Source organism: Aurantiacibacter sp. MUD11 (assembly GCF_026967575.1).
In the GTDB taxonomy this organism is placed as follows: Bacteria; Pseudomonadota; Alphaproteobacteria; order Sphingomonadales; family Sphingomonadaceae; genus Alteraurantiacibacter.
The window spans coordinates 718,492-743,674 of the sequence record NZ_CP114054.1; the positions used below are offsets into that span (position 1 = coordinate 718,492).

Annotated in this window: 21 protein-coding genes, 1 tRNA gene, 1 other RNA gene and 1 pseudogene; 9 read left to right on the forward strand and 15 right to left on the reverse strand. The window is 65.5% G+C overall.

Annotated elements, in window-relative coordinates; all coding sequences use genetic code 11:
- Window positions 1-3 precede the first annotated feature (3 nt).
- The gene (locus OZN62_RS03520; RefSeq protein WP_269101369.1) at window positions 4-855 is read left to right on the forward strand and encodes a TauD/TfdA dioxygenase family protein; all 852 of its coding nucleotides are present in this window, start codon (window positions 4-6) and stop codon (window positions 853-855) included.
- On the opposite strand, the gene OZN62_RS03525 is transcribed toward OZN62_RS03520, so the two are convergent.
- Entirely contained in the window at window positions 852-2,249 is a 1,398-nt protein-coding gene (locus OZN62_RS03525; protein WP_269101370.1) for a helix-turn-helix domain-containing protein, read from the reverse strand. The genes OZN62_RS03520 and OZN62_RS03525 overlap by 4 nt on opposite strands.
- 145 nt (window positions 2,250-2,394) lie before the next feature.
- Between OZN62_RS03525 and OZN62_RS03530 the strand changes: the two genes are divergently transcribed.
- From OZN62_RS03530 to OZN62_RS03540, 3 genes are read left to right on the forward strand one after another with little or no spacing between them, the layout of a single operon-like run.
- Window positions 2,395-3,990 carry an isocitrate lyase gene (locus OZN62_RS03530; protein ID WP_269101371.1) on the forward strand — a complete coding sequence of 532 codons (1,596 nt, stop codon included), beginning with the start codon at window positions 2,395-2,397 and terminating at the stop codon, window positions 3,988-3,990.
- 33 nt (window positions 3,991-4,023) lie between these two features.
- Window positions 4,024-4,179 (forward strand): hypothetical protein, encoded by a 156-nt coding sequence (locus OZN62_RS03535; RefSeq protein ID WP_269101372.1) that lies wholly within the window; start codon window positions 4,024-4,026, stop codon window positions 4,177-4,179.
- Window positions 4,176-6,344, forward strand: a complete 2,169-nt coding sequence (locus OZN62_RS03540) for a malate synthase G (protein ID WP_269101373.1) — start codon at window positions 4,176-4,178, stop codon at window positions 6,342-6,344. Before OZN62_RS03535 ends, OZN62_RS03540 begins: the two co-directional genes overlap by 4 nt.
- A gap of 191 nt (window positions 6,345-6,535) precedes the next feature.
- On the opposite strand, the gene OZN62_RS03545 is transcribed toward OZN62_RS03540, so the two are convergent.
- Window positions 6,536-6,621 (reverse strand) — tRNA-Tyr (locus tag OZN62_RS03545).
- A 151-nt stretch (window positions 6,622-6,772) separates the two neighbouring features.
- On the opposite strand from OZN62_RS03545, the gene rlmB reads away from it, so the two are divergent.
- Together rlmB and OZN62_RS03555 are read left to right on the forward strand one after the other, a co-directional pair.
- The gene (rlmB, locus tag OZN62_RS03550; RefSeq protein WP_269101374.1) at window positions 6,773-7,573 is read left to right on the forward strand and encodes a 23S rRNA (guanosine(2251)-2'-O)-methyltransferase RlmB; all 801 of its coding nucleotides are present in this window, start codon (window positions 6,773-6,775) and stop codon (window positions 7,571-7,573) included.
- A 5-nt stretch (window positions 7,574-7,578) separates the two neighbouring features.
- Complete coding sequence (locus tag OZN62_RS03555; RefSeq protein ID WP_269101375.1) at window positions 7,579-8,400, forward strand: hypothetical protein; 822 nt, start codon at window positions 7,579-7,581, stop codon at window positions 8,398-8,400.
- 77 nt (window positions 8,401-8,477) lie between these two features.
- Here the strand turns inward: OZN62_RS03555 and OZN62_RS03560 are convergent, their stop codons facing one another.
- The 10 genes from OZN62_RS03560 to OZN62_RS03605 all read right to left on the reverse strand — a co-directional run bounded on the left by OZN62_RS03560 (window position 8,478) and on the right by OZN62_RS03605 (window position 19,815).
- Window positions 8,478-8,750 (reverse strand): HU family DNA-binding protein, encoded by a 273-nt coding sequence (locus OZN62_RS03560; protein ID WP_120075658.1) that lies wholly within the window; start codon window positions 8,748-8,750, stop codon window positions 8,478-8,480.
- A 228-nt stretch (window positions 8,751-8,978) separates the two neighbouring features.
- Entirely contained in the window at window positions 8,979-11,375 is a 2,397-nt protein-coding gene (lon, locus tag OZN62_RS03565; protein ID WP_269101376.1) for an endopeptidase La, read from the reverse strand.
- 249 nt (window positions 11,376-11,624) lie between these two features.
- Window positions 11,625-12,545 carry an energy transducer TonB gene (locus tag OZN62_RS03570; protein WP_269101377.1) on the reverse strand — a complete coding sequence of 307 codons (921 nt, stop codon included), beginning with the start codon at window positions 12,543-12,545 and terminating at the stop codon, window positions 11,625-11,627.
- Window positions 12,545-13,432: an energy transducer TonB gene (locus OZN62_RS03575; protein WP_269101378.1), complete on the reverse strand. Its 888-nt coding sequence runs from the start codon at window positions 13,430-13,432 to the stop codon at window positions 12,545-12,547. Before OZN62_RS03575 ends, OZN62_RS03570 begins: the two co-directional genes overlap by 1 nt.
- 31 nt (window positions 13,433-13,463) lie before the next feature.
- On the reverse strand, window positions 13,464-13,805 hold the full coding sequence (locus tag OZN62_RS03580; protein ID WP_269101379.1) for a YbaB/EbfC family nucleoid-associated protein: 342 nt from the start codon (window positions 13,803-13,805) through the stop codon (window positions 13,464-13,466).
- A 71-nt stretch (window positions 13,806-13,876) separates the two neighbouring features.
- Complete coding sequence (locus tag OZN62_RS03585; protein ID WP_269101380.1) at window positions 13,877-15,745, reverse strand: DNA polymerase III subunit gamma/tau; 1,869 nt, start codon at window positions 15,743-15,745, stop codon at window positions 13,877-13,879.
- Window positions 15,746-15,796: 51 nt separating this feature from the next.
- Window positions 15,797-15,891, reverse strand: an RNA gene (ffs, locus tag OZN62_RS03590) — signal recognition particle sRNA small type.
- Window positions 15,892-16,050: 159 nt separating this feature from the next.
- Window positions 16,051-16,332 carry an ETC complex I subunit gene (locus OZN62_RS03595; protein ID WP_269101381.1) on the reverse strand — a complete coding sequence of 94 codons (282 nt, stop codon included), beginning with the start codon at window positions 16,330-16,332 and terminating at the stop codon, window positions 16,051-16,053.
- Window positions 16,333-16,347: 15 nt separating this feature from the next.
- Entirely contained in the window at window positions 16,348-18,780 is a 2,433-nt protein-coding gene (gene hrpB / locus OZN62_RS03600) for an ATP-dependent helicase HrpB (protein ID WP_269101382.1), read from the reverse strand.
- Between the two features lie 12 nt (window positions 18,781-18,792).
- On the reverse strand, window positions 18,793-19,815 hold the full coding sequence (locus tag OZN62_RS03605) for a polyprenyl synthetase family protein (protein WP_269101383.1): 1,023 nt from the start codon (window positions 19,813-19,815) through the stop codon (window positions 18,793-18,795).
- Window positions 19,816-19,879: 64 nt separating this feature from the next.
- On the opposite strand from OZN62_RS03605, the gene OZN62_RS03610 reads away from it, so the two are divergent.
- Entirely contained in the window at window positions 19,880-20,221 is a 342-nt protein-coding gene (locus OZN62_RS03610) for a chorismate mutase (RefSeq protein ID WP_269102094.1), read from the forward strand.
- Window positions 20,222-20,231: 10 nt separating this feature from the next.
- Complete coding sequence (locus tag OZN62_RS03615; protein WP_269101384.1) at window positions 20,232-20,657, forward strand: GFA family protein; 426 nt, start codon at window positions 20,232-20,234, stop codon at window positions 20,655-20,657.
- Here the strand turns inward: OZN62_RS03615 and OZN62_RS03620 are convergent.
- From OZN62_RS03620 to OZN62_RS03630, 3 genes are all read right to left on the reverse strand, one after another.
- Window positions 20,654-21,970: a sensor histidine kinase gene (locus OZN62_RS03620; protein ID WP_269101385.1), complete on the reverse strand. Its 1,317-nt coding sequence runs from the start codon at window positions 21,968-21,970 to the stop codon at window positions 20,654-20,656. The two genes, OZN62_RS03615 and OZN62_RS03620, sit on opposite strands and share 4 nt — an antisense overlap.
- Before the next feature lie 94 nt (window positions 21,971-22,064).
- Entirely contained in the window at window positions 22,065-22,742 is a 678-nt protein-coding gene (locus tag OZN62_RS03625) for a response regulator transcription factor (RefSeq protein ID WP_269101386.1), read from the reverse strand.
- An 83-nt stretch (window positions 22,743-22,825) separates the two neighbouring features.
- Window positions 22,826-23,140, reverse strand: coding sequence for a hypothetical protein (locus tag OZN62_RS03630; RefSeq protein WP_269101387.1), 315 nt, complete (start codon window positions 23,138-23,140; stop codon window positions 22,826-22,828).
- Window positions 23,141-23,357: 217 nt separating this feature from the next.
- Here OZN62_RS03630 and OZN62_RS03635 point away from each other — a divergent pair.
- Window positions 23,358-25,171: pseudogene (locus OZN62_RS03635) on the forward strand (ABC-F family ATP-binding cassette domain-containing protein).
- The last annotated feature ends 12 nt before the right edge of the window (window positions 25,172-25,183 follow it).

Sequence of the window (25,183 nt, forward strand, 5' to 3'; positions counted from 1 at the left end):
TGCATGACCGAATATTCGACGATTTCCGCCGTCCCCATAACCGGAGCACTGGGCGCCATCATCACCGGGGTAGACCTGTCGCAGGACCTGTCTGACCAGCAGATCGCCGACATCAGGCAGGCGCTGATCGATCATCTGGTGATCTTCTTTCGCGACCAGGAACTCACGCCCGAACAGCACCTTGCCTTCGCCAAGCGGTTCGGAACGCTGAACCAGCATGACCAGGTCCAGGGCATGGAAGAGTATCCGGACATCATCGAGGTGCGGAAGGAACCGGGCGACACGCGCAACTTCGGCGGGGCCTGGCATGGCGACGTCACCTACCTGCCCGAACCGCCACTGGGATCGATTCTCTATGCGCTTGAAGTCCCGGAAGCCGGCGGCGATACGCTCTGGTCCAACCTCTATCTTGCCTACGAGACGCTGTCGGACGGCATGAAGGACCTGATCGACGGCAAGACCGTGATCCACACGCCGTCAAAGGTGTTCGGCCTCTATTCGCAGGACTGGAGCAAGGACAGCTCGGTGAAGTCCGCACCGCGCAAGGAAGCGGAATACGAGACCGAGCACCCGCTGGTGCGTACCCACCCGGAAAGCGGGCGCAAGCTGCTCTATGTTTCCGGCCTCTACACGCCGCGCCTGAAGGACACGACCGAGGAGGAAACCGGGCCGCTGCTCGATTACCTGATGAGCCGATGCACCTTCGAACCCTTCACCTGCCGCTGGCGCTGGAAGAAGGGCGACGTCGCCTTCTGGGATAATCGCGCCACGCTGCACTATGCGCTCAACGATTACGATGGGAAGTTCCGCCTGATGCACCGGGTGACGATCAACGGCGAGCGCCCCGTTTTCTAGTCCGCAGAGAAATCGAACGGTACACCACTTTCGCGGAAGCGCGCGGGTATCAGCTCGCGCCCGATTGGCGGCGCCGAGCGGGCGATGCAGCGGGGACGATGGCAGAGGCGGCAGGCAACGCCGATAGGCGTCGGCTCCTCTCCCTGCAGGGCTTCCGCATAGGCGAGGCGCGGCAGGTGTTCGGCAGCACAGGCCAACGCCACGGCGCGCAGCACGCTTGGCTGGCCAAAGCCACCTCCCCCGGCACGCACCGTGCGGGCGATGGACACGTAGCGTTCGCCATCGGGCAATTCGATCTGCTGGGCATGGACCTTGCCGGGCGTCGCGAAGACCTCGTGGATGTTCCACAAGGGGCAGGCACCACCATGACGAGCGAGCGGGAAGCCCGCGCCGTCGAGCCGCTTCGAGACATTGCCCGCGCGGTCCACGCGCAGGAAAAAGAAGGGCACGCCCTCCTCGCCCGGCCGCTGAAGCGTGGTCAGGCGGTGAGCCGCCTGTTCGAAGCTGACGGCAAAGCGCCCCGCGAGCGCCTCGACATCGTAGCGGAGCTCCTCTGCCGACTTGCGGAAGGCCCGGTAAGGCATCAGCACCGCCGCCGCCCAGTAGGACTGGAGTGCTCGCCGGACCAGCGCGCGGCTGTCGTCGCTGGACAAGCGGCCCTCCGCGATCAGCGCCTCGATCGCCGCGCCCTGTTCGAGGATGGCGATCTGCAGGGCGGCCTGGAAACGCCGCCCGGAAGGATCGAGCCGTTCGGCGATATGAATGCGACGGCGGTGGTAATCGTGCCAGCGCGTGCCGCCGCGTAGCAGCACATTGTCGGCGAGACGGACTTCGAGACCGTGATGTTCGGCGATGTGTTCCTGCATCGCCTCGAAGGTCGATAGCGACGCCGCAAGCTCGCTGGCGCTGTCGTCCAGCGTGGGAAAGCAATTGCGCCGCGCGGCCAGGAAGGCGCGCGCCTCGCCCATCGGATCTGCCGCGCTCTCGGCTCCGCTCGCAGCGCCCTCCCGGCGAGCAGCCAGCGCCAGTTGTTCCTCGCCATAGGCGGTGTGCAGCCGCAACAGCGCCTCGGCCATGCCGGGATAGGAATTGGCGATATCGTCCACGTCGAGCGGCTCGATGGCAATGTCCGAGAACAGCGGATCGCGCAGCGCAGCCTGCAGGCGGGCGGAGGTTTCGTCGGCATCCTCGTCGGCCAGCTCGGCCACGTCGACGCGGTAGGTCTTGGCCAGCTTGAGCAGCATTTCCGCCGTCACCGGGCGCTGGTTGCGCTCCATCAGCGCGATGTAGCTGGCCGAGATCTCCAGGTCGGCGGCCATGTTGGCTTGTGTCAGCCCCATCTCCCGCCGCAATTTCTTCAGGCGCGGTCCCAGGTAGAGCGTCTTTCCGGCCATGCGATCCTCCGTGCGAAGTCGTCTCCTTACAACATTACATCTGAATTTTGTAAAGTTCGACAACATTACACTGCAAGGCGCGACAATCGTCGCTGCGGGTGAGAGCAAGGGGTCACGAAATCACCCCTTCAAAGGACTTTCCCGCATGACCCATTTCGCCGAAATCCACCGCCAGACCGGCCTCAAGCAGCAGCATGGCCGCCACTGGCAGGGTATCGACCCGGAATTCGCCGCGCGCCTCCGCGCACAGAACAGGTTCCAGACCGGTCTCCACATCGCCCGGTACACGGCGAAGACCATGCGCGAGGACATGGAGGCCTATGACAGGGACCCGGCCGCCTACACGCAGTCGCTGGGCTGCTGGCACGGCTTCATCGGCCAGCAGAAGATGATCTCCATCAAGAAGCATTTCGGCAGCGCCAAGGGCCGCTACCTCTACCTCTCGGGCTGGATGGTCGCCGCGCTGCGCAGCGAGTTCGGCCCCCTGCCCGACCAGTCGATGCACGAGAAGACCAGCGTCCCCGCGCTGATCGAGGAACTCTACACGTTCCTGAGGCAGGCCGATGCCCGCGAGCTGGGCGGCCTGTTCCGCGACCTCGACAAGGCACGCGCGGCGGGCGACGAGAAAGCCGCCGCCGAGGCGCAACAGGCCATCGACAACCACCAGACCCATGTCGTGCCGATCTTCGCCGATATCGATGCCGGCTTCGGCAATGCCGAGGCGACCTACCTGCTGGCCAAGAAGATGATCGAAGCCGGTGCCTGCGCACTGCAGATCGAGAACCAGGTGTCCGACGAGAAGCAGTGCGGCCACCAGGACGGCAAGGTGACGGTGCCGCACGAGGACTTCCTGCAGAAGATCCGTGCCATCCGTTACGCCTTCCTCGAACTGGGCGTGCCCGAGGGAATCATTGTCGCGCGCACGGACTCGCTGGGCGCCGGCCTGACCAAGCAGATCGCCTTCAGCCGCGAGGCGGGTGACCTCGGCGACCAGTACAATTCCTTCCTCGACTGCGAGGAAGTGAACCTCGAGGCTGTCGGCAACGGAGAGGTGCTGATCAGCCGGGAGGGCAGGCTCCTCAAGCCCAAGCGCCTGCCCTCCAACCTCTACCAGTTCCGTCCCGGCACGGGCGAGGACCGCGTGGTGCTGGACTGCATCACGAGCCTGCAGAACGGAGCCGACCTGCTGTGGATCGAGACCGAAAAGCCGCACGTCGAGCAGATCGCCGGCATGGTGGATCGCATCCGCGAAGTCGTGCCGAACGCCAAGCTGGTCTACAACAACTCGCCCAGCTTCAACTGGACGCTGAACTTCCGCCAGCAGGTATACGACGCCTGGCAGGCCGAGGGCCGCGACCTGTCGATGTACGACCGCGAACGGCTGATGAGCCAGCACTACGACGACAGCGAGCTGGCGATCGAAGCCGACGAGAAGATCCGCACCTTCCAGCGCGATGCGGCGCAGCGGGCGGGCATCTTCCACCACCTGATCACCCTGCCGACCTACCACACGGCCGCGCTCAGCACCGACAATCTCGCCAAGCGCTACTTCGGCGAGGAAGCCATGCTTGGCTACGTCAAGCAGGTGCAGCGCGAGGAAATCCGCCAGGGCATCGCCTGCGTCAAGCACCAGAACATGGCCGGCTCCGACATCGGGGACGACCACAAGGAAGCCTTCGCCGGAGAAGCCGCGCTCAAGGCCGGCGGCGAACACAACACCATGAACCAGTTTGCGGCCTGACTTGCCGCGCTAGCAGAGAGAAGGAGAAGTAAAATGGCCCATCCGACAATGGCTCGCCCGGTCTTCTCGACCGAGGATTTCGGCCTCATCCGCAACGCGCTGGCCGTCGCCATCCGCAATGGTGGGGACGATGCGGAGACCCGCAAGCTGGTGAACCTGCACCACCGACTGGGGCGCTTCGGCCGATGACCAGTACCGCCCTCACCCGCCAGCCGACGGGCGAGAATCAGGCCCCGCGCGACGGATATGTCCTTCGCGCGGGGTTGGCCGTCGATCCCCGGCTGGCCGCTTTCGTCGAGGCCGAAGCGCTGCCCGGCACCGGCATCGGCGCGGACCGCTTCTGGCGGGGCCTTGCTGCCATTGCCGCAGACTTCACCCCGCAAAACCGCGCGTTGCTGGACCGGCGGCAGGAATTGCAGGACGCCATCGACGACTGGCACCGCCAGCATCCGAAAGCCGTTTGCGGCGTTCCCCCGCGCGTGCTGCGCGACATGGGCTATCTGGTGCCAGAGCCCGAACCCTTCACCATCGGAACCACCAATGTCGACGCGGAGATCGCGCAGGTCGCCGGGCCGCAACTGGTGGTTCCTGCCCTGAACGCGCGCTTCATGCTCAACGCCGTCAATGCGCGCTGGGGCAGCCTCTACGATGCGCTCTACGGCACCGATGCGCTCGACGGCACGCCAGTACCGCATGGCGCATATTCCGAAATGCGCGGCACCGCCGTGATCGACTGGGCCAAGGCCTTCCTCGACGAAGCCGTCCCCTTGGCCGAGGGAAGCTGGTCGAACTGGTCAGGTGGCACGCCCGTGCTGGCCGATCCGGCCCAGTTCCTCGGCACCATCGGCGGCAACCTGCTGCTGGAGAACCACGGCCTGAAGATCGAGGTCGTCATCGACGCCGACCACCCCATCGGCAGCAATGACCCCGCGCAGATTGCGGACATTCGCCTCGAATCCGCGCTCTCAACCATCGTCGACCTCGAAGACTCGGTGGCGGCGGTGGATGGCGAGGACAAGGTCGCCGCCTATCGCAACTGGCTCGGCGCCCTGCGCGGGGACATGGTCGCCAGCTTCACCAAGGGTGACAGCAAGGTCGTTCGCACCGCCAACCCGGATCGTACCTACACCGATGCCCATGGCCAGCAACACGCGCTGCGCACACGCAGCCTGCTGTTGGTGCGCAATGTCGGCCACCTGATGACGACCCCTGCGCTGCGCCTGTCCGATGGCAGCGAGATATTCGAAGGGCTGTTGGACGCCGCCGTAACAGCGCTGATCGGCCTGCACGACCTCAAGCGCCTTGGTCGCCTGCAGAACAGCCGCAAGGGGTCGATCTACGTGGTCAAACCCAAGATGCACGGCCCCGATGAATGCGCCTTTGCCGATGACCTGTTTGCAGCCGTCGAGGACATGCTCGGTCTGCCGCGCAACACGATCAAGGTCGGCGTGATGGACGAGGAACGGCGTACCAGCGCCAACCTCGCCGCCTGCATCCACGCCGTGCGCGACCGGGTGTTCTTCATCAACACCGGCTTCCTCGATCGTACCGGCGACGAGATTCACACCTCGATGCTGGCCGGACCGATGCAGCGCAAGGGCGACATCAAGCAGGCGGAATGGATTGCCGCCTACGAGGATCGCAATGTCCGGATAGGTCTTGCCTGCGGCTTTGCCGGCCGGGCGCAGATCGGCAAGGGCATGTGGGCCGCTCCCGATGCCATGCATGACATGCTGGCCCAGAAGATCGGCCACCCGATGAGCGGAGCCAGCACCGCCTGGGTGCCCTCGCCGACTGCCGCCACGCTGCACGCCACGCATTATCACCGCTGTAATGTCGAGCAGCGCCAGCAAGACCGCCTGGCCGAACCTGTCGTGCCGGTCGAGAAACTGCTGACCGTGCCACTGGCGGAAAACGCCAGCTGGTCGGCCGGGGAAATCGCGGTGGAGCTCGACAACAACGTGCAGGGCATCCTTGGCTACATGGTACGCTGGATCGATGCCGGGATTGGCTGCTCCAAGGTGCCCGACATCCACGATGTCGGCCTGATGGAAGACCGCGCGACCTTGCGCATCTCCAGCCAGCACATCGCCAACTGGCTGCTGCATGGCGTGGTCGATCGGCTGATGATCGACGAGGCGCTGCACCGCATGGCGGCCAAGGTCGATGCGCAGAACGCGGGCGAACCGGACTATCGGCCGATGGCCGGTAACGAACGCCAGTCGATCGCCCTCAATGCCGCGCGCGAGCTGATCATCACCGGCACGTGCCAGCCCTCGGGCTATACCGAGCCGGTACTGCACAAGGCACGTGCCCGGGCGAAAGCGCTAATGACCTGGTCTCGGGAGCCTTGATGGATATCAATGACCTGGCGTGACAAAGTGCCATGTTGGCCATCCGACGCGGCGCCCCGCACGATTGGCGCTGTTCGGATGCGGCGTCTTTACCAGGGGGCATGGCGCCGCCGAGCCGGTCTGGTCCGCCACCGCCCTGGTCGACCAGGCCGGCTCCGTTCTTGCGAGGGTATCCATGTAGGCTGCGGCGGTGGTGGACAGGGCTGGATTCGAACCAGCGTACGCTTGCGCGGGCAGATTTACAGTCTGCTGCCTTTAACCACTCGGCCACCTGTCCACACCGTTGCCGGAGGCGGGTTCTGACCCGCATTGGTGAGCGCCCACAAGGGGCACTTTCCAGCCGAGAGGCGCCCCAATGGCGAAGCACCGCTTGCCTGTCAATGGGCCTGCTGGCAGGAGGCGCCAAAGTTTCGGAAAGGCGAGGCATTATGGCCAAGGGAAAAGGCGGCAAGAACCTGCGCGGACGCGCCGGAAGGATGCAGGGTGGACGCGGCTCCGGCCGCGCCACCAAGGGGCATACGCGCCTCTGGGGCCGCCATGCGGTGGAAGCCGCTTTGAAGAACCCGCGCCGCCAGCATCGCAAGCTGTGGGCGACGCGCGAAGGCATCGAATCGCTCGACGGTGAACTGCCACCCGATTTCCCGGTCGAATATGCGGACGTCTCCGACCTCGCCCGGCTGGTGGCCAAGGATGCACCGCACCAGGGACTGGTGCTGGAATGCGAACCACTGGAAGACCTGCACCTCGACGAGGTGCTGTCCGGCGACCCGACCAGCCCGATCATCGTGCTCGACCAGGTGACCGACCCGCACAATGTCGGCGCCCTGCTGCGCTCTGCCGCCGCCTTCAACGCCGCTGCCATCGTGACGCAGGATCGCCATGCCCCGCCTGAGGGCGGCGTGATCGGCAAGTCCGCATCCGGCGCGCTGGAAGTGGTGCCCTGGGTGCGCGTGGTAAACCTTTCGCGCGCGCTGGAGGACATGGCCGAGGCCGGATACTGGCGCATCGGCCTGACCGGCGAAGCCGAAGCCACGCTGGCCGAAGCCCTGCCCGCCGGGCCGGTCGCGCTGGTGCTGGGCGCTGAAGGCGAAGGCATGCGCCACAACGTTGCGCAGCATTGCGATGCCTTGGCCCGGCTGCCCATCAGTAACGCGATGGAAAGCCTCAACGTGTCCAATGCCGGAGCCATTGCGCTATATGCGGTGGCGACACGCGACACGGGAGAGTAACCGTCATGACCGTTCCGCTGCGCAAGCTGCGCGCCGCCGCCCTGCTGGCATCGACCGCAATCCTGTCCGGCTGCCTGTTCCAGCCGGGCACTTTCGATGCCACGCTGCACATCCAGTCAGACCGGCAATTCGCCTTCGAATACCAGGGCGAAATCGTGATGGCGGGCCTCACCCAGCTGGCCGAGATGGCAGCCGAGGCCGAGGGTGAGGAACCTTGCTACAACGAGGAAGGCAGCAAGGAACGGCCCTGCACCGAAGAGGAACTGGCCGAACGCGCCCGCGATGACGAGATGGGCCGCGCGATGATGGAGAGCATGGTCGGCGGTGTCGACATGTCCGATCCCGAAGCGATGGCGGAAATGACCGAGATGCTGGAGCGGCAGGCTGGCTGGAACAGCGTGGAATTCGTCGGCGACGGCACCTTCGTGGTCGACTTCTCGATCACCAGCACACTGGGCCACGACTTCGACTTCCCGACCTTCGAAAACATGCCGATGTCCAATTCCTTCGTGCAGGTGCGCCTGCGCGACGGCAATCGCGCACGGATCGAAGCGCCCGGCTTCGCGCCCTCGGCAGGCAATCCGCTGGGCGCCATGATGATGGGCATGTTCGGAGCTATGTCCGAGATGGGCGAAGAGGGTGGCGAAAACGCCCTGCCCGACATTCGCCCGCCCGAAGGCACCTTCCGCATTGTCACCGATGGCCGCATCCTGACCAACAACACCGACGAAGGCCCCAGCGCCACGACGGCAGGTCAGGTGCTGACCTGGGAGATCGGCCCCTCGACCGTCGCGGCGCCGGCGGCCCTGATCGAATTCGCCCGCTAGGCAAAGGAAAAGGGCCGCCCCGCGGGACGACCCTTTTTTCTCCCTCCCCCTCCATCCATCGGGGGTAACGCGTCGGCTTAGTTGACCGCGTCCTTCAGGCCCTTGCCGGCCTTGAACTTCGGCTGCGTCGATGCCTTGATCGTCATCGGTTCGCCGGTGCGCGGGTTGCGACCGGTGGACGCCTTGCGCTTGGCCACCGAGAAAGTACCGAAACCGACGAGGCGCACTTCGTCGCCCTTCGACAGCGTGCCGGTGATCGTGTCGAACACGGCCTCAACCGCCTTGGTCGCGTCGTTGCGGGAAAGGCCACTCGAGTCCGCGACCGCGCCGATCAGTTCATTCTTGTTCATTTCTAGGAGAACCCCCTCATTCAGATTTTCTGAGACTTCTTTTATGAATCGCTCAGCGATTGCGCGAATTGAGCGAGTTTTGCTGACGGTGTCAAAGGCAAAGCCGCTCAACTGGCGGGTTTTTTGAGACAGGACGAAGCTTTATCGCGTGACAGCACACGAATGTTTCGCCGCGCCGGCCAGGGCGGCCCCGATCCTGCCGGTAGCTCCGACCGCGACGTCCGCGACTCAATGCGCGGTGGTGGTCGGCGGTTCGGAGCCCGGATGACCCTGCGGCTGGCTGGCAAGGTCGTCGGCCTCGGTCCACTCGATCGGCGCCGGCAGGCTGGTCAGCGCCAGCTCCAGCACCTGGTCGACATGACTGACCGGCACGATCTCCAGGCCTTCCTTCACGTTCGCCGGAATCTCGGCGAGGTCCTTCTCGTTCTCTTCCGGGATCAGCACGGTCTTGATGCCGCCGCGCAGCGCCGCAAGCAGCTTCTCCTTCAGACCGCCGATCGCCAGCACGCGTCCGCGCAGGGTGACCTCCCCGGTCATCGCCACGTCGGGACGCACGGTCACGCCGGTCAGCGTCGAGACGATCGAGGTGACCATGCCGATGCCCGCGCTCGGACCGTCCTTCGGCACCGCGCCTTCGGGCAGGTGGATGTGGACGTTCTTGCGCTGGAAGATGCTCGGCTTGATGCCATAGGCAGGTGCCCGCGCCTTCACGAAGCTGAAGGCGGCGGCGACAGATTCGTTCATCACCTCGCCCAGCTTGCCGGTCGTCTTGATCTCGCCCTTGCCCGGCGTGGTGACGCTTTCGATGGTCAGCAGTTCGCCGCCCACCGAAGTCCAGGCGAGGCCGGTCACGGCGCCCACCTGCGGCTCTTCCTCGGACACGCCGTGCTTGAACTTGCGCACGCCGGCGAAGTCGGAAAGGTTCTCGGGCGTGATTTTCACGCTCTCGACTTCCTTCTCCAGGATCTTGCGCAGGCTCTTGCGCGCGAGGTTGGCGATCTCGCGTTCCAGCGTACGCACGCCCGCCTCGCGGGTGTAGTAGCGGATCAGGTCGCGCAGGCCCTCTTCGGTCAGCTCGAACTCGCCTTCCTTAAGGCCGTGGTCGCGCACCTGCTTGTCGATCAGGTGACGCTTGGCGATCTCCACCTTCTCGTCCTCGGTGTAGCCCTCCAGCCGGATGATCTCCATGCGGTCGAGTAGCGGCTGCGGCAGGTCGAGGCTGTTGGCCGTGGTGACGAACATGATGTCCGACAGGTCGATATCCAGCTCCAGGTAGTGGTCCTGGAACTTGTCGTTCTGTTCGGGGTCGAGCACCTCGAGCAGCGCCGATGCCGGATCGCCGCGGAAGTCCTGGCCAAGCTTGTCGATCTCGTCGAGCAGGAACAGCGGGTTGCTGGTGCCGGCCTTCTTCAGGTTCGACACGATCTTGCCCGGCAGGGAGCCGATATAGGTGCGGCGGTGGCCGCGAATCTCGGCCTCGTCACGCACGCCGCCCAGCGACTGGCGAATGAACTCGCGCCCGGTCGCCTTGGCGATGGACTTGCCCAGCGAAGTCTTGCCGACGCCCGGCGGGCCAACGAGGCACAGGATCGGCCCCTTCAACTTGTTGGTGCGCGCCTGCACGGCGAGGTACTCGATGATCCGGTCCTTCACCTTTTCCAGCGCGTAGTGATCCGCATCGAGGATCTGCTGCGCCTTGGCGATGTCCTTCTTCAGCTTGCTCTTCTTGCCCCACGGCAGGCCCAGCAGCACGTCGAGGTAGTTGCGCACGACGGTCGCCTCGGCGCTCATCGGCTGCATGCCCTTCAGCTTCTTCAGCTCGCTTTCGGCCTTGGCCTTGGCTTCCTTGGAGAGCTTGGTTTCCTCGATCTTCTTGGTCAGTTCGGCGATCTCGTCGCCGTCTTCACCGTCACCGCCGCCCAGCTCGGTCTGGATCGCCTTGAGCTGTTCGTTGAGGTAGTATTCGCGCTGGGTCTTCTCCATCTGCCGCTTCACGCGGCCGCGGATCTTCTTTTCGACCTGCAGGACGGAAAGCTCGCCCTCCATCACCGAATAGACCATTTCCAGCCGCTTCAGCGCATCGCTCTCGGCGAGCAGCTGCTGCTTGGTTTCCACCTTGGCGGCAAGGTTGGCGGCGATGGCATCGGCCAGCGCGCCGGCATCGTCGATCTGCGAGAGTTCACCCTCCAGTTCGTCGGAGTCCTTCTTGTTGGACTTGGCATATTCCATGAACTGGCCGAGCGCGCTGCGCATCATGGCCGTCACTTCGCTGCCGCTGGCAGTGGTCTGCGGAACTTCCTCGGTCTGCGCCATGACATAGCCATCGGCGACGCGCATCTCGGTCATCTTGGCGCGCACCTGGCCTTCCACCAGCACGCGCACCGTGCCGTCGGGCAGCTTCAGCATCTGCAGCACCTGCGCCACCACGCCCAGATCGTAGAGGTCGTCCGCCTCCGGATCGTCGCAGGCGGGATCGAGCTGGGCGACGAGGAAGATGTCCTTGTTGCCGTTCTCCATGGCCGCTTCCAGCGCCGCCACGGACTTGTCGCGGCCTACGAACAGCGGGACGACCATGCCGGGAAAGACGACGATGTCGCGCAGGGGAAGGAGGGGGAATGCAGTCATGTGTAAATCCGTGTCTCTAGCTTGAGGCCGAATATGGGCACGACCCCGCCCGCCTGCAACGTCGGCTTAGGGCTAAGGGGTGGAAAGCTAATGTGGAACACATGGAACACTGTCCTGGAGAGGAAGTTTTCCGGGACTATTGCCGGGGTGGCAAACCGGCGCGGATGGGTGAGTGATGCAGCAACCATCGCGCCTGAATGACAACGGATTCCCGCAGTAGGACAGAGGGTCGGCTACCCGGTTGTGGCCTCAGCCGATCGAATAGATGACGCGCGTAACCCAGTAGCTGGTGATGGGATCGCCGTTGCCATCCAGTGCCGGTTCAAAGCGGCTATGCTCCAGCAGCAGTTCGCACGCCAGTTCGTCGAAGGTCGCCTCGTTGAGCGAGTTCTGCACGGCGCAACCGGTTGCTCGCCCATCTTCGCCGACGGTCAGCCGCACGTTGACAATCGCCTGCTGCCCGCGCCGCAGCATTTCCATCGGATATCGTTCCTGCAGTTCGCGCGCCCAGCGCTCGATGCCGAGCGGCCTGACCGGCCGTAACAGGTTCTTCTGCGCTTCGGCGTCGATGCCCCAGTGGGTCAGCAATTCGTCGAGGCATGCGCGCATCGCTTCCATGGGGGCCCGCATGGCTCCCGTTTCCAGCACGAAGTCTTCCCTGAAGGCGTTGCCGACGGCGAGACCCGTAATCTCGTTCTCACGCTCTTCCCGCCGCTCATCGGTAATGGCTAGGTCCACGCCCTGGCGGAGGGTCAGCTGGGTATCGAGATCGCGTTCGGCGCCCGTAAGGATGCCGATCCGGGAAATGAAACCCTTCCCCCAGTTGTCGTTATCGACCCCCATCGGGCGTCCATGGTTGTAAGGCTCGTTATCCGGGATGAAGTTCGCGGTAACGCCGCGAGCGCTGCGAAAATCGAAGGCACTGTCGCGGCGACGGATATCGTCGCTGGTAACGATCAGCTGCATCACCTCACCGGGCTGATACTGCCGAAGTTCGAGGAAAACCTGCTGGCCTTCTTCCCCGAAAACACGGCGCAGCGCGCAGCTATCCTCGGCATAGTCGAGGTTCCACGGCGTGGCAGGCGCCAGGCGCAGCCAGTCATCGTCCTGCGCCGCCGCCGGTTGAACCGATAGCGCCGCAAACACGGCAGCCGCTGGCAGCCAGCGCATCACCGTGTCCAGTAACTCAGGTCGGTGTTCCACAGGGTCGCCACCGGGTTGCCATCGGCGTCCAGCGCGGGTTCGAAGCGGGCATAGCGGGAAAAACTGCCGCAGGCCGCCTCGCCATAGTCGGGCGGGCCGACAATGCCGATGATGCTGCAGTCGCTGACACGCCCGTCCGGCCCGACGACCAGTCGTACCTGCATCGTCGCCGATTGCCGGTCGCGAATCATGGCGCGCGGGAAGTCGGCGCCAAGGTTCTGTGAAATGCTGATGTCGTTGACCGGCTCCGCCCGGCGGCTGAGCGTGCGCTGGACTTCCGGATCGACGCCGAGGCCGCTCATCAGGTCATCAAGGCAGGCGCGCATGGCCTGCATCGGCCCGGTCAGCGATCCGGTGCGCAACAGGATCGAATCCTCGAAACCCTCGAGGATGACCATGGCGGACACCTCCGCTTCCCGTGCGGCGAGAATCGAGGGGTCGACATTCTGGTAATCTTCCCAGTCGTCGGGCCGCTCCTCCTTGCGCAGGTAATCTCCGGAAAAGCGGAAGCCCCGCGCCGTCTCGCCGAAATCCAGCGCGAAGGCGAAGCCGACGTCGCTGTTCTCGTCATCCGGCTCGAACCGGTAGCGCACCTCCTCGGGCATGCGCTCCAGGTCCTCGCTGAAGACGGTGAAGGTCAGCCAGGTGCCCGGCGCCACCTGCCGCATGTCGACATAGACGGTGCGTCCCTCCGCGTCGGCATAGGCACGGCGCAGCGCGCAGCTGTCCTCGCCGTAATCCATCACCCAGTTGGAGGCCGGATCGAAATATTCGAGCGGCGTTTCCGCCTGTGCCGGAGATGTCAGAAGGGCGCCTGCAATAACGCCGACGAAGCCAAGTCGAATCAGTGACATGGCCGGAGCCTATCACAGATTTCGCAGGTGGCTATCCCATGCCCGGCAGGTTAAAGCCCGGCGGCAGGCCGAGGCCGGCCTGCATTTCCTGCATCTGTTCGTTGGCGGCGCGATCGGCCTTGTCGCGCGCGTCATTGAAGGCGGCAGTGACGAGGTCTTCGAGGATCGACTTTTCCTCTTCCTTGAACAGGCTGTCGTCGATGTTGACGCCGATGATGCGGCCACGGGCGCTGGCGCGAACCTTCACCAGCCCGCCGCCGGCGGTGCCTTCCACCTCGATCTGGTCCAGCTTCACCTGCGCATCGTTCATCTGCTGCTGGATCTTCTGCGCCGCTTCCTGCGCAGCCTTCATCATCTCTTCCATGTTCTGCATCGGATCACCTTTTCGTGTCTTGCGCCGTTCGCGAGCGGCCTGTGGCCAAGCTCAGGTCGATCGGCCGAATTTCAAGCCCTGCGGCTCCAATCCTTGCGACCACGCGCGGGTTCCACCTGCTCGACCAGCTGCGCATCGGGGAAATGGGCGCGCACGGCTTCCATCATCGGGTGCTTTTCCAGCCGTTCCTTCTCGGCGCGGCGGGCAGCCTCTTCCTGCTCCACCAGGGTGGGCGTGCCCTCGCTATCACCACGCTGGATATCCCAGCGCTGGCCGGTCACCTCGAGCAGCGCCTGGCGGATTTCCGGGGCGATGTCGTCGTCGAAGCCTTCGGGCTGGGTGAAGACCAGCTTGCCTGGCTCCAACTCGATCACGCGCACCTGCATGCGCAGCTTGGTGGCGAGCGACATGGCATTGGGTAGCGCGGACTTGTCGACGCGGTCGACTACGTCTTCCCAGCGCAGCGCTTGCGTGCCGCCACCCGCGCCACCGCTGGCCGGAGCACCAATGCCGCCGCCGGACATGGCGAGGTCCTTCAATTCCTTGGCCAGCTTGCCGGGATCGGGCATGTCGGAGGCGTGCAGCACGCGCAGCAGCGCCATCTGCGCCGCGACCAGCGGATCGGGGGCGGTGCGCACCTCGTCATGGCCCTTCAGCAGCAGTTGCCACAGGCGATGCACCTGTCCGGGTGACAAACGCTCCGCCCATTCGCCGATGGCAACGCGCTCTTCCTCGGTCGGCGCATCGGCCTCCCCGCCCGCGACCTGCGTCACGGCGATGCGGTGGGTGAATTCCATCAGGGAACGGATCAGCGCCAGCGGCTCGACACCCAGCGAATATTGCTGGTCCACCGCCGCCAACAGCGCCTGCGGATCGCCTTCCAGCAGGTGCTGGAACAGGCGCCGCTGCGCACCCTTGTCGGCCAGACCCAGCATGTCGCGCACCTTGGCGGCGCGAACCACGGTTCCGGCATCGCCCGAATCCATGTCGGCATGGGCGATCGCCTGGTCGAGGATCGACAGGCCATCGCGCACCGAGCCTTCGGCGGCTGCCGCGATCATCGCCAACGCCTCGTCCTCGGCCTCGACGCCTTCCTGCGAACAGACATAGGCGAAGTGATCCTGCAGCATCTCGCGCGGGATGCGGCGCAGGTCGAACCGCTGGGTGCGGCTGAGCACCGTCACCGGCAGCTTGTCGACCTCGGTCGTGGCGAACAGGAACTTCACATGCGCGGGCGGCTCTTCCAGTGTCTTCAGCAGCGCGTTGAAGGCATTGCGCGACAGCATGTGGACTTCGTCGATGATGTAGATCTTGTAGCGCGCGGAAACGGCGGCATAGCGCACCGCCTCAATAATTTCGCGCACGTCATCGACGCCGGTATGGCTGGCGGCGTCCATCTCGATCACGTCGATATGGCGCCCCTCGGCAATCGCCCGGCACGGCTCGCACTGACCGCACGGGTTGATGGTGGGGCCACCCTGCCCATCCGGCCCCACGCAATTGAGCGCCTTGGCGATCAGGCGCGCGGTGGAGGTCTTGCCCACCCCGCGCACGCCGGTCATCAGGAAGGCATGGGCCAGCCGGTCACGCTCGATGGCATTGCCCAGCGTGCGGACCATCGGTTCCTGCCCGATCAGTTCGGAGAAGGTCTGCGGACGGTACTTGCGCGCCAGCACGCGATAGGGCTGTGCGGCGTCCGGGGCCGATGCCGATGCAGGCGCCGATGCCGGTGCCGCAGCAGGCTGTTCCGCAGGCGGTGAAGGAGGCGCGAGCGCAGCTTCCAGCTCCTCCGGCGGCTTGGGCGCAGCCGGGGCCGGTTCGCCGAACATTGAATTCTGCCCCGCAGCTTCCAGCTCGGCAGCAGACGGCTTGGCCTCGGCCTCGCCCTCTTCACCGTCCTCCCATGGAGGCGTGTCGGAATTCTCGGGGGAATCACTCATGCGCGTGAACCTAGGCGGTCACGCCGGAGATGTCATCGCAACAATGTGGTGGATAAAGGAGCCGAGCGACCCGCTGCCATTTACCTGGGCTGCTTCCTTCCGGACCTGACCCGGTGAGCAAACGCGAACGTCCACCCGACTCCCGCGGGCCATATGGCGGCGAACTCAGCGCATTTCAACAGGGAAGGTGCAGAGCATGAATCGGACCGCAGGACCGCAAGACCGAACGGTCGCCCTCAGCAGGCGCAGCTCTGCTGCGCGTTTAGCGAGGACGAGCCTGCGGCGGCAGGCTCATGACACCAACCTCACCGAAAGTTGTCGGCGTAGGCCTGGATCTTCAGTTTCTTCGGCGGAACCGCGTGCACGCGCGCCTTGATGCCGTGCTTTTCGGCATAGGCCTGGGCGGCCTCGCAGCTTTCGAACTTCAGCTGCACCTGCTGACGCGTGTCGCCGCTGCCCGCCCAGCCCATCAGGGGATCAGGCTTCTTCGCTTCCGCCGGGACGAAATCGAGGATCCACTGGTCGGTCAGCGCCTTGCCGGACTGCATGGCGTTCTTGGGGCGTTTGTAGATGCGGGCGTCAGTCATGGGTGGGCCTGTAATTCAGCTTCCCGAATTTTGGAAGGCGTTCTTGGTCTTCAAACTGGGCTTTTCCGCCCAAGGTTCCTCGGGCCAGCGATGCTTGGGGTAGCGGCCCTTCATCTCCTTGCGCACATCGTCCCAGCTGCCGCGCCAGAATCCCGGCAGGTCGCGAGTCGCCTGGATCGGGCGGCCAGCCGGACTGGTGAGCTTGAGCAGCAGCGGCGTGGTGCCGATCATCGGATGGCGTTCAAGGCCGAACAGCGCCTGCACCCGCACCTCCACGCATGGCGCATCGTCGCCGGTGTAGTCGATTGTGTGGGTGGTTCCCGCCGGACTGGAAAACTCGCGCGGGGCAGCGGCATCGAGCTGCTGGCGTTCTTCCCAGGAGAGCAGGTTCAGTGCGGCATCCGCGAACCGTGATGCGGGCAGGTTCAGGTCACGCCGCCCATGCAGCAATGGCGTCAACCAGTCGTCCGCTCGCTTGGCCAGGGACTCTTCCGACAAGGCATCGATCCCGGCGTAGCGTGCACGGGCCAGCAGACCGGGCGGCAGCAATGTCCCCAATTGCTCCACGGACTTTTCCACAAGGATGTCCACAATCGCCTGCGGGTCGGGATCAGGGTCCGGACCGGAGGACAGCGTGATCGCACCCAGCCGCTTCTCGCGCCGCGCTTCGACACGTTTTTCACTGTTGTTCCAGCGGGCTATCGTTCGCTCTTCGATCAGATGCTGAAGGTGCTTTTCGACCTCCTCGCGCGCCAACTCGGCCGCGGCGGTGATCCGCGCGCCCTTCGCCTGCCCTTGGGCATCGGCAATCACCAGCCACTCGGCGCGCGCCAACGAGGAGGCAGGATCGAGCATGAAACCGCGCCCGCCTGACACCAGCCATTGCTCGCCAGAAGCATCGCGACGTCGCGCGACCATCTCGGGACGTGCCATGGCCATAAACAGCGCCGGGTCGAGACTTGCCTGCTTGGCGTCAGTCACCAGCCGTTCGGCGGCCCTCGCCCAGTTGCCTGCCAGCTTGCGCGAGGTTTCGGCCCGCTTGCCGCGATCGCCGTTCCAGCGCTGCAGCCGCGCCAGCAAGTCCTCGCCGCGACCGCCCAGCCCGCGCTCCTGCACCAGCAACACCAGCTTGGCAGCTTCGACTGCCTGTCCGTGCCGGGCACCGAACAGCACAGCGGCTGCGGATGCCGGGTCCATCGGCAATTGCGCGACCTTATCGCCCCAGGGCGTGATGGCACCCGCTTCGTCGAGCGCGCCCATGGCATGCAACAGCTTGCGCGCCGCGCTGACGGAGGCTTCAGGCGGCGCGTCAAGCCAGCGCAGGCTCGCCGGATCGGTGACGCCCCAGCGCGCCAAGCTGAGGACCAGCGGCGCGAGGTCGGCGGTAAGCATTTCCGGCGCATCGAATTCGGGGCGGCCGGCATGGCCCGCCTCTTCCCACAGGCGATAGGCGACACCCGGCCCCTGTCGTGCCGCACGCCCTGCCCGCTGCGCCGCCGCCGCCTGGCTGGCGCGCTGGGTAACCAGGTGCGTGGTGCCTGCGGCCCGGTCGAACTGCGCGCGCCGGGCCAGGCCGGAATCGACCACCACGCTCACCCCGTCGAGCGTCAGCGAGGTCTCGGCGATGCTGGTGGCGAGCACGATGCGCCGCCGCCCCTCGGGATCGCGGCGAATGGCAGCGCGCTGGTCCTGCGGTTGGACTTGCCCGTGCAGCGGCAGGATCGGCGTGTTCGGCAGCTTTTCGGAGAGCCGTTCACGGGTGCGTTCGATCTCGCCGACGCCGGGCAGGAAGACGAGCACATCGCCCTCTTCTTCCCGCCACGCCTGCAGCACGGCGGAGGTCATCGCCTCCTCGATCCGCTTTTCGGGCGAGGCGCCCAGCCATTCCAGCCGCAGCGGCCAGGCCTTGCCCTCGCTCTCGATAACCGAAGCGTCCTGCCCCATCAGCCGGGCGAAACGCGCACCGTCGATGGTGGCGGACATGACGCAGATGCGCAGGTCCTCGCGCAGCACGGACTGGCTTTCCAGCGCCAGCGCCAGCCCAAGGTCGCTGTCGAGATGCCGCTCGTGCGCCTCGTCGAACAGCACGGCGGAAACGCCTTCCAGCTCCTGATCCTCCAGCAGGCGGTTCACCAGGATCGCCTCGGTCACCACCAGCACGCGCGTCGCCTTGCTGATCTTGCTGTCCATGCGGGTCAGGTAGCCGACGCGTTCGCCCACCTTCTCGCCCAGCAGTTCGGCCATGCGTTCCGCCGCCGCGCGGGCGGCCACGCGGCGCGGACTGGTCAGGATGATCTGCCCGCCGCACCAGTCCTCGTCCAGCAAGGCAGGAGCCACGGCGGTGGTCTTGCCCGCCCCCGGCGGCGCGACCAGCACGGCGCCATTGCTGCCGCGCAGGGCGGCCAGCAGGTCAGGCAAGACGGAGTCGATGGGAAGGTTCTGCGCCACCGCGCTAGCGGATCAGTATCCGCGTGCCACCGCGAACTGCGCGGCTTCCACCATGGCGGCCTTTGCCCGGCCATCAGGGAAGTTGGACAGCGCATCGCAGGCGCGCTGGGCATAGTGACGAGCCCGTTCGCGGGTCGCCTCGACACAGTCGTGCTTGCGGATCAAGTCGACGGCGTGGGCGAGATCCTCGTCCTCGTTGGCGAAGCCGGCGATGGCATCCTGCCAGAAGCGCCGCTCCTCCTCGTTGCCGCGGGCATAGGCGAGGATGACGGGCAGCGTCATCTTGCCCTCGCGGAAGTCGTCGCCGCGATCCTTGCCCATTTCGGCGCGTTCGGAATCGTAGTCGATGGCATCGTCCACCAGCTGGAAAGCGACGCCCAGGTTGCGACCATAGGCATCCAGCGCCAGCTCTTCCGCCTCGTCCTTCTCGGCGACGACGGCGGAAATGCGGCTGGCGGCGGCGAACAGCGCGGCGGTCTTGGCGCCGATGATGTCGAGATAGCGTTCCTCGCTCGTCTCGATCTTGCGCTGCGCGGTCAGCTGGTCGACCTCGCCCTGGGCGATGATGGCGCTGGCGCCGGAAAGGATCTTCAGCACCTTCAGGCTGCCGTCCTCCACCATCAGCTCGAACGCGCGGGAGAACAAGAAATCGCCCACCAGCACCGTGGCCGGATTGCCGTAGACGATGTTGGCGGCTTCCTTGCCACGCCGCGTCTCGCTGCCGTCGACGACGTCGTCGTGCAGCAGGGTGGCGGTGTGGATGAATTCGACCGCGGCGGCGAGCTTGTGATGGCGGGTACCCTGGTATCCCACCAGCTCTGCCCCGGCGAGCGTCAGCATCGGACGCATGCGCTTGCCACCCCCGGCGATCAGGTGTCCGGCAAGGGCGGGAATAAGCGGAATCTCGCTCTGCATCCGATCGAGGATGATGGAGTTCACCGCGTTCATCGGCGTCGCCGTCAACGACAGGATTGGCGTCAACGTCGGCTTGGCGGCATCGGGGCCGCGCTTGATGGGGACGACATTGTCGCTCATGGCGCCCTCCATGGGGATGTCATGAGGTGTTGGCAAGGCGGCATTTGTGCCGCACAACGCAACCATGTCGATCCAGTCACCCCAGTCGCAATCGAGAATTCAGGACCCGCAAGTGCCCGATCCGCAGACCGATCCCGTCCTTTCGGCCTACCGCAAGAGCATCGACAACATCGATGCCGCGCTGATCCACATGCTGGCGGAACGTTTCCGCATCACCCAGGCGGTGGGCGAGTACAAGGCGAAGACGCACCTGCCACCCGCCGATCCGGGGCGCGAGGCACGCCAGATCGAACGGCTGCGCAAGCTGGCGGTGGAAGCCGACCTGGATCCCGAATTCAGCGAGAAATTCATCCGCTTCGTGATCGACGAGGTTATCCGCCACCACCGCATCGCGCGCGGCGGATAGGAGCAGCGCCGTGGCCGATGCGACGATGAGCGGTGGATGCCTGTGCGGTGAAATCCGCTACGAGATCACCCCTCCTGCCGCTTTCGTCAGCCAGTGCTGCTGCAAGGATTGCCAGAAGGCCACCGGCACCGGCCATGCGACGATCCTGGGCATCCACAAGGACCAGCTGGCGCTGAACGGCTCGCTGGCGACCTACACCAATGTGGGTGAAACCGGCGGCAAGGTGACGCGGCATTTCTGCGGCACCTGCGCCGGGCGCATCTACACGTCGGGAGACCTGCCGGGCGACATGATCATGGTGCAGGCCGGATCGCTGGACGATCCCGCCCAGGTCACCCCGCAGAACGCCATCTATGTGAAAGACCGGATTCCGTGGGACAAGCTGGACCCGGACATCCCGCATTTCGAAGGAATGCCGGCAACGCCGACCGGCTAGCTGGCCGCGCGCGGCAACCGCAGCGTCACGAGCAGGCCGCCAAGGTCCTCGCTCTCGCCCAGTTGCACATCCCCGCCATAGATCACCGCGACATCGCGCACGATGGCGAGGCCGAGGCCGGTACCGGGCTTTTCCGTATCCAGCCGCGCTCCGCGACCAAAAATCTCGGCGCGCTTGGCTTCGGGAATGCCCGTGCCGTCGTCTTCGACCAGGATGGCGCAGGTTTCGGCGTCCGGCTCCGCATCGACGGTAACGAAGACGCTGCCGCCACCGTACTTGGCGGCATTCTCGATCAGGTTGCCGATCATCTCGTCGAGGTCCTGCCGTTCCACCGCGACTTCGCCTTCGCCCTTGCCGTCGATATCGAAGCGCACGTCCGGATAGAGGCGCGATACCGCCCGTTCCACGGCCACGGCACTGTCCAGCGCGCTGGCGCGGGACAGGCCGACGGCGCGGCGGCCCACGGCGCGGGCGCGGGCCAGGTGGTGATCGACCTGGCGGCGCATCACCGCCGCTTCGCGCATCACCGTCCGGTCAAGGTCGGGCGCGCCGGCACTGGCGGCATTGTTGAGCACCGTCAGCGGCGTCTTCAGCGCATGGGCAAGGTTACCCGCATGGGTGCGCGCCTCCTCGGCCTGCTTTTCCGAATGTTCGAGCAGCGCGTTCAGCTCGTCCACCATCGGCTGCACTTCCAGCGGCAGCGGATCGGTGACGCGGTTGGTACCGGTGGTGCGGATGCGCGCGATGGCCTTGCGGACCCGCCGCAGCGGGCCAAGGCCGTACCAGGTCTGCGCCATCGCCATCAGGAACAGGCCGATACCGAGCACGGCGAAAGACCAGACCAGGATGGCGCGAATGTCGGCCAGTTGCTGATCCAGGTCCTCGCGCGAGCCGGCGACGACGAACTGCCATTCGACATCGCTACCCGGCAGCGCGACGGTCCGCTGGGCTATGCGCAGGTCCTCGTTTTCGAACTGGCTGGAGTTGTAGAAGATCGGCTCGTAGGCACGCGCATCCTCGCGAATCTCCAGCAGGTTGTCCCACAGCGAGCGCGAGGCATAGGGAGGCACGCCCTCGCCATCGATCTGCCAGTAGAAGCCGCTGTTCGGCTCCAGGAAGCGCTGGTCGCCAAGGATGCGGTTGAAGCGCACCTCGCCGAACGGGTCCAGCTCGGCGGACAGCACCATCGAATTGAGCGAGATCGCCAGCTGCTCGTCGAACTGGTTGGAAACGAGGTTGGTCAGCGCCCGGTCCAGCGCCACGCCGCCGACCAGCAGCAGGGCGGTAATCCACCCCGCCGCAATCAGCATCATGCGCCGGGCCAGGCTGCCCGTATGGCGCTCGCCGGCCGGAGCGGCGGTGTCGCCCTCCTGCGCTTGCGTCGCCGCGTCTGCCGTTGCGGGAGTGTTACTCGCGGGGGGCGTCGTCGGGGTCGTCGAGGCTGTAACCGAGGCCACGGATCGTCGTAATTACGTCTGCACCGAGTTTCTTGCGGATGCGGGTGACGAAGACCTCGATCGTATTCGAATCACGATCGAAATCCTGGTCGTAGATATGTTCGATAAGCTCGGTGCGGCTGACGACCTTGCCCTTGTGGTGCATCAGGTAGCTGAGCAGCTTGTATTCCTGCGCGGTCAGCTTCACCGGCTCGCCCGCCAGCGTGACGCGGCCCGAACGCGTGTCCAGCCGCACGTCGCCAGCGGTCAGTTCGCTGCTGGCATTGCCCGAGGCACGGCGGATCAGTGCCCGCAGCCGAGCGATCAGCTCTTCGGTCTGGAACGGCTTGGCCAGGTAATCGTCGGCGCCGGCATCGAGGCCCGCCACCTTGTCCGACCAGCTGTCGCGCGCGGTCAGCACCAGCACCGGGAAGTTGCGGCGCTCCTTGCGCCACATGCCCAGCACGGTGAGACCATCGATCTCGGGCAGGCCGAGGTCGAGGATGGCGGCGTCGTAATCTTCGGTGCTGCCAAGGAAATGGCCGTCCTCGCCATCGGTGGACAGGTCCACCGCATAGCCATTCTGTTCCAGCGTGGACTTCAGCTGCTGGCCGAGTGTGGGCTCGTCCTCGACGATCAGGATGCGCATCGTATTCCTTCCCTGCTCTACGCGCTCTTCACTTGGGCTTTTGACCCAAACGCGTCAAGCAAGCGGGAGGTCCCCATGCCCGGTTAGCGTGAAATTCGCAGGATACGGGCGGTCTGCGCGTCCACATCGACCCAGATCATCCGGCCATTGCGAATGAACTTAAGGCGATAGGCCTGCGCCGTCGCATCGTATTCGAAGCCGATATACTCGTCGCCTTCTTCCATCCGGGGGATGATCCGGCGCTCGATATCGCGAATGGGCAGGTTGCGACCCGCCTGCATCTCTGCCCGGGCGCTCTGCTGGTCGCCGCGCGACTGCTGCGACTGGGCATATGCCGGCGCAGCCCCGAGCGAGGCCGTGAGCGCAATTGCAGCAAGCAGGGCGGAAGCAGTCCTCATGATGTTCGTGTGCCTAAACCCGAAGCGTTGAACAAGGCGTGAATTCGCGCCCCATCATTCAGCAAGGTTAGGTGTATCCCTAACGCACCATCTCATACGTCTACGGAAGCATGGCGTTGGAATGACTGCGCCAATCCCGCTTTCACATGCATGAACATCGCCCTTTCCTCAGCAGCCGCTTGCCAGCCGCCTCCCCCGCGCCTACCTGCGCCCGACCATGGCGGAACCACCGATCTTGAGCTGGGAAGGACTGGGCCTGCAACAAGGCGGGCGCTGGCTGTTCGGCGACCCGGCGCAGGGTGACGGACTGGACCTGCACATCGGCCCGCGCGACCGGCTGGCGCTGATCGGCCGCAACGGCGTGGGCAAGACCACGCTGCTGAAACTCATCACCGGCGAGATCGAGGCGGATCGCGGTATCCGCAAGGTGAAGCCGCATACGCAGATCGTCTGGCTGGAGCAGGAGCCGGACCTTTCCGGTTTCAAGACGCTGATGGACTTCGCGCTGTCGGGGGATCGCCCCCGGCCGAGCACGAGGTGGAGTCCATCGCCGGACAGCTCGGCATCGACATGACGACCGAGGCGGCGACCGCCAGCGGCGGCGAGAAGCGCCGCGCCGCAATCGCCCGCGCCCTCGCGCTCGACCCGGACCTGCTGCTGCTGGACGAGCCGACCAACCACCTCGACCTTGCCGCGATCGACTGGCTGGAAGACTGGCTGACCCGCTATCGCGGCGCCTTCATCGTCATCAGCCACGACCGTACCTTCCTGAAGCGCCTGACCAAGTCGACGCTGTGGCTCGACCGTGGGCAGCTGCGCCGCAAGGAAGTCGGCTTCGGCGGCTACGAGGCCTGGGAGGAACAGGTCTATGCCGAGGAAGCCCGCGCAGCCGAGAAGCTGGACGCCAAGCTGAAGATCGAGGCGCACTGGCTGGAACGCGGTGTCACCGCCCGACGCAAGCGCAACATGGGACGCCTCGAGAAGCTGTGGGAGATGCGCGCCGCCCGCGCCGCGATGATCACCCCCGGCGGCACGGCCAAGCTCAAGCTGGCAAGCGACGAGGAATTCAAGAGCAAGTCCGTCATCGTCGCGGAGGACATCTCCAAGAGCTACGACGGGCGCCAGATCATCAAGCCGTTCAGCCTGCGCATCCAGCGCGGTGACCGGATCGGTATCGTCGGCGCCAACGGCGCGGGCAAGACCACGCTGCTGAAGCTGCTGACCAAGGAAATCGAGCCGGACACCGGAACTGTCACTCACGCCCGGACGCTGTCGGGCGTGATGATCGACCAGCAGCGCGCCCTGCTGCAGCCGGAGCTGACAGTGCGGCAGGTGCTGGCCGAAGGCGGCGACTGGATCGACGTGCGCGGCCATCGCAAGCACGTGCAGGCCTACCTCAAGGACTTCCTGTTCGATCCCTCGCTGGTCGATGCCAAGATCGGCACCTTCTCCGGCGGCGAGCGCAGCCGCCTGCTGCTGGCGCGCGAATTCGCCCGCACGAGCAACCTGCTGGTGCTCGACGAGCCGACCAACGACCTCGACCTGGAAACGCTCGACCTCTTGCAGGAAGTCATCGCCGACTACGAGGGCACGGTGCTGATCGTCAGCCACGATCGCGACTTCCTCGACCGCACCGTAACCGTAACGCTGGGCCTCGACGGCAGCGGCACGGTGGATATCGTGGCCGGCGGCTACGAGGACTGGGAAGCCAAGCGCAAGGCGGCGCGCCCGGCAAAGAAGGCACAGAACGGCACCGAGAAGGACACCAGGCCCGCTGCGCCCCCTCCCCCGCCGCAAAACCCGGCCAAGCTCTCGTACAAGGAACAGCGCGATTACGAGCTGCTCCCCGCGCGCATCGAAGAGCTGGAAGAACTGATCGCCAAGGGCGAAGCGGCGCTGGGCGATCCCGATCTCTACAGCAAGGATCCGGACCGATTTTCGCGCATCGGCAAGTCGCTGGAAATGGCGCGGGCCGAGAAGGACGAAGCGGAAGAGCGCTGGCTCGATCTGGCGGCCCGGGTCGAGGGATAGCGCGTCTCGCGA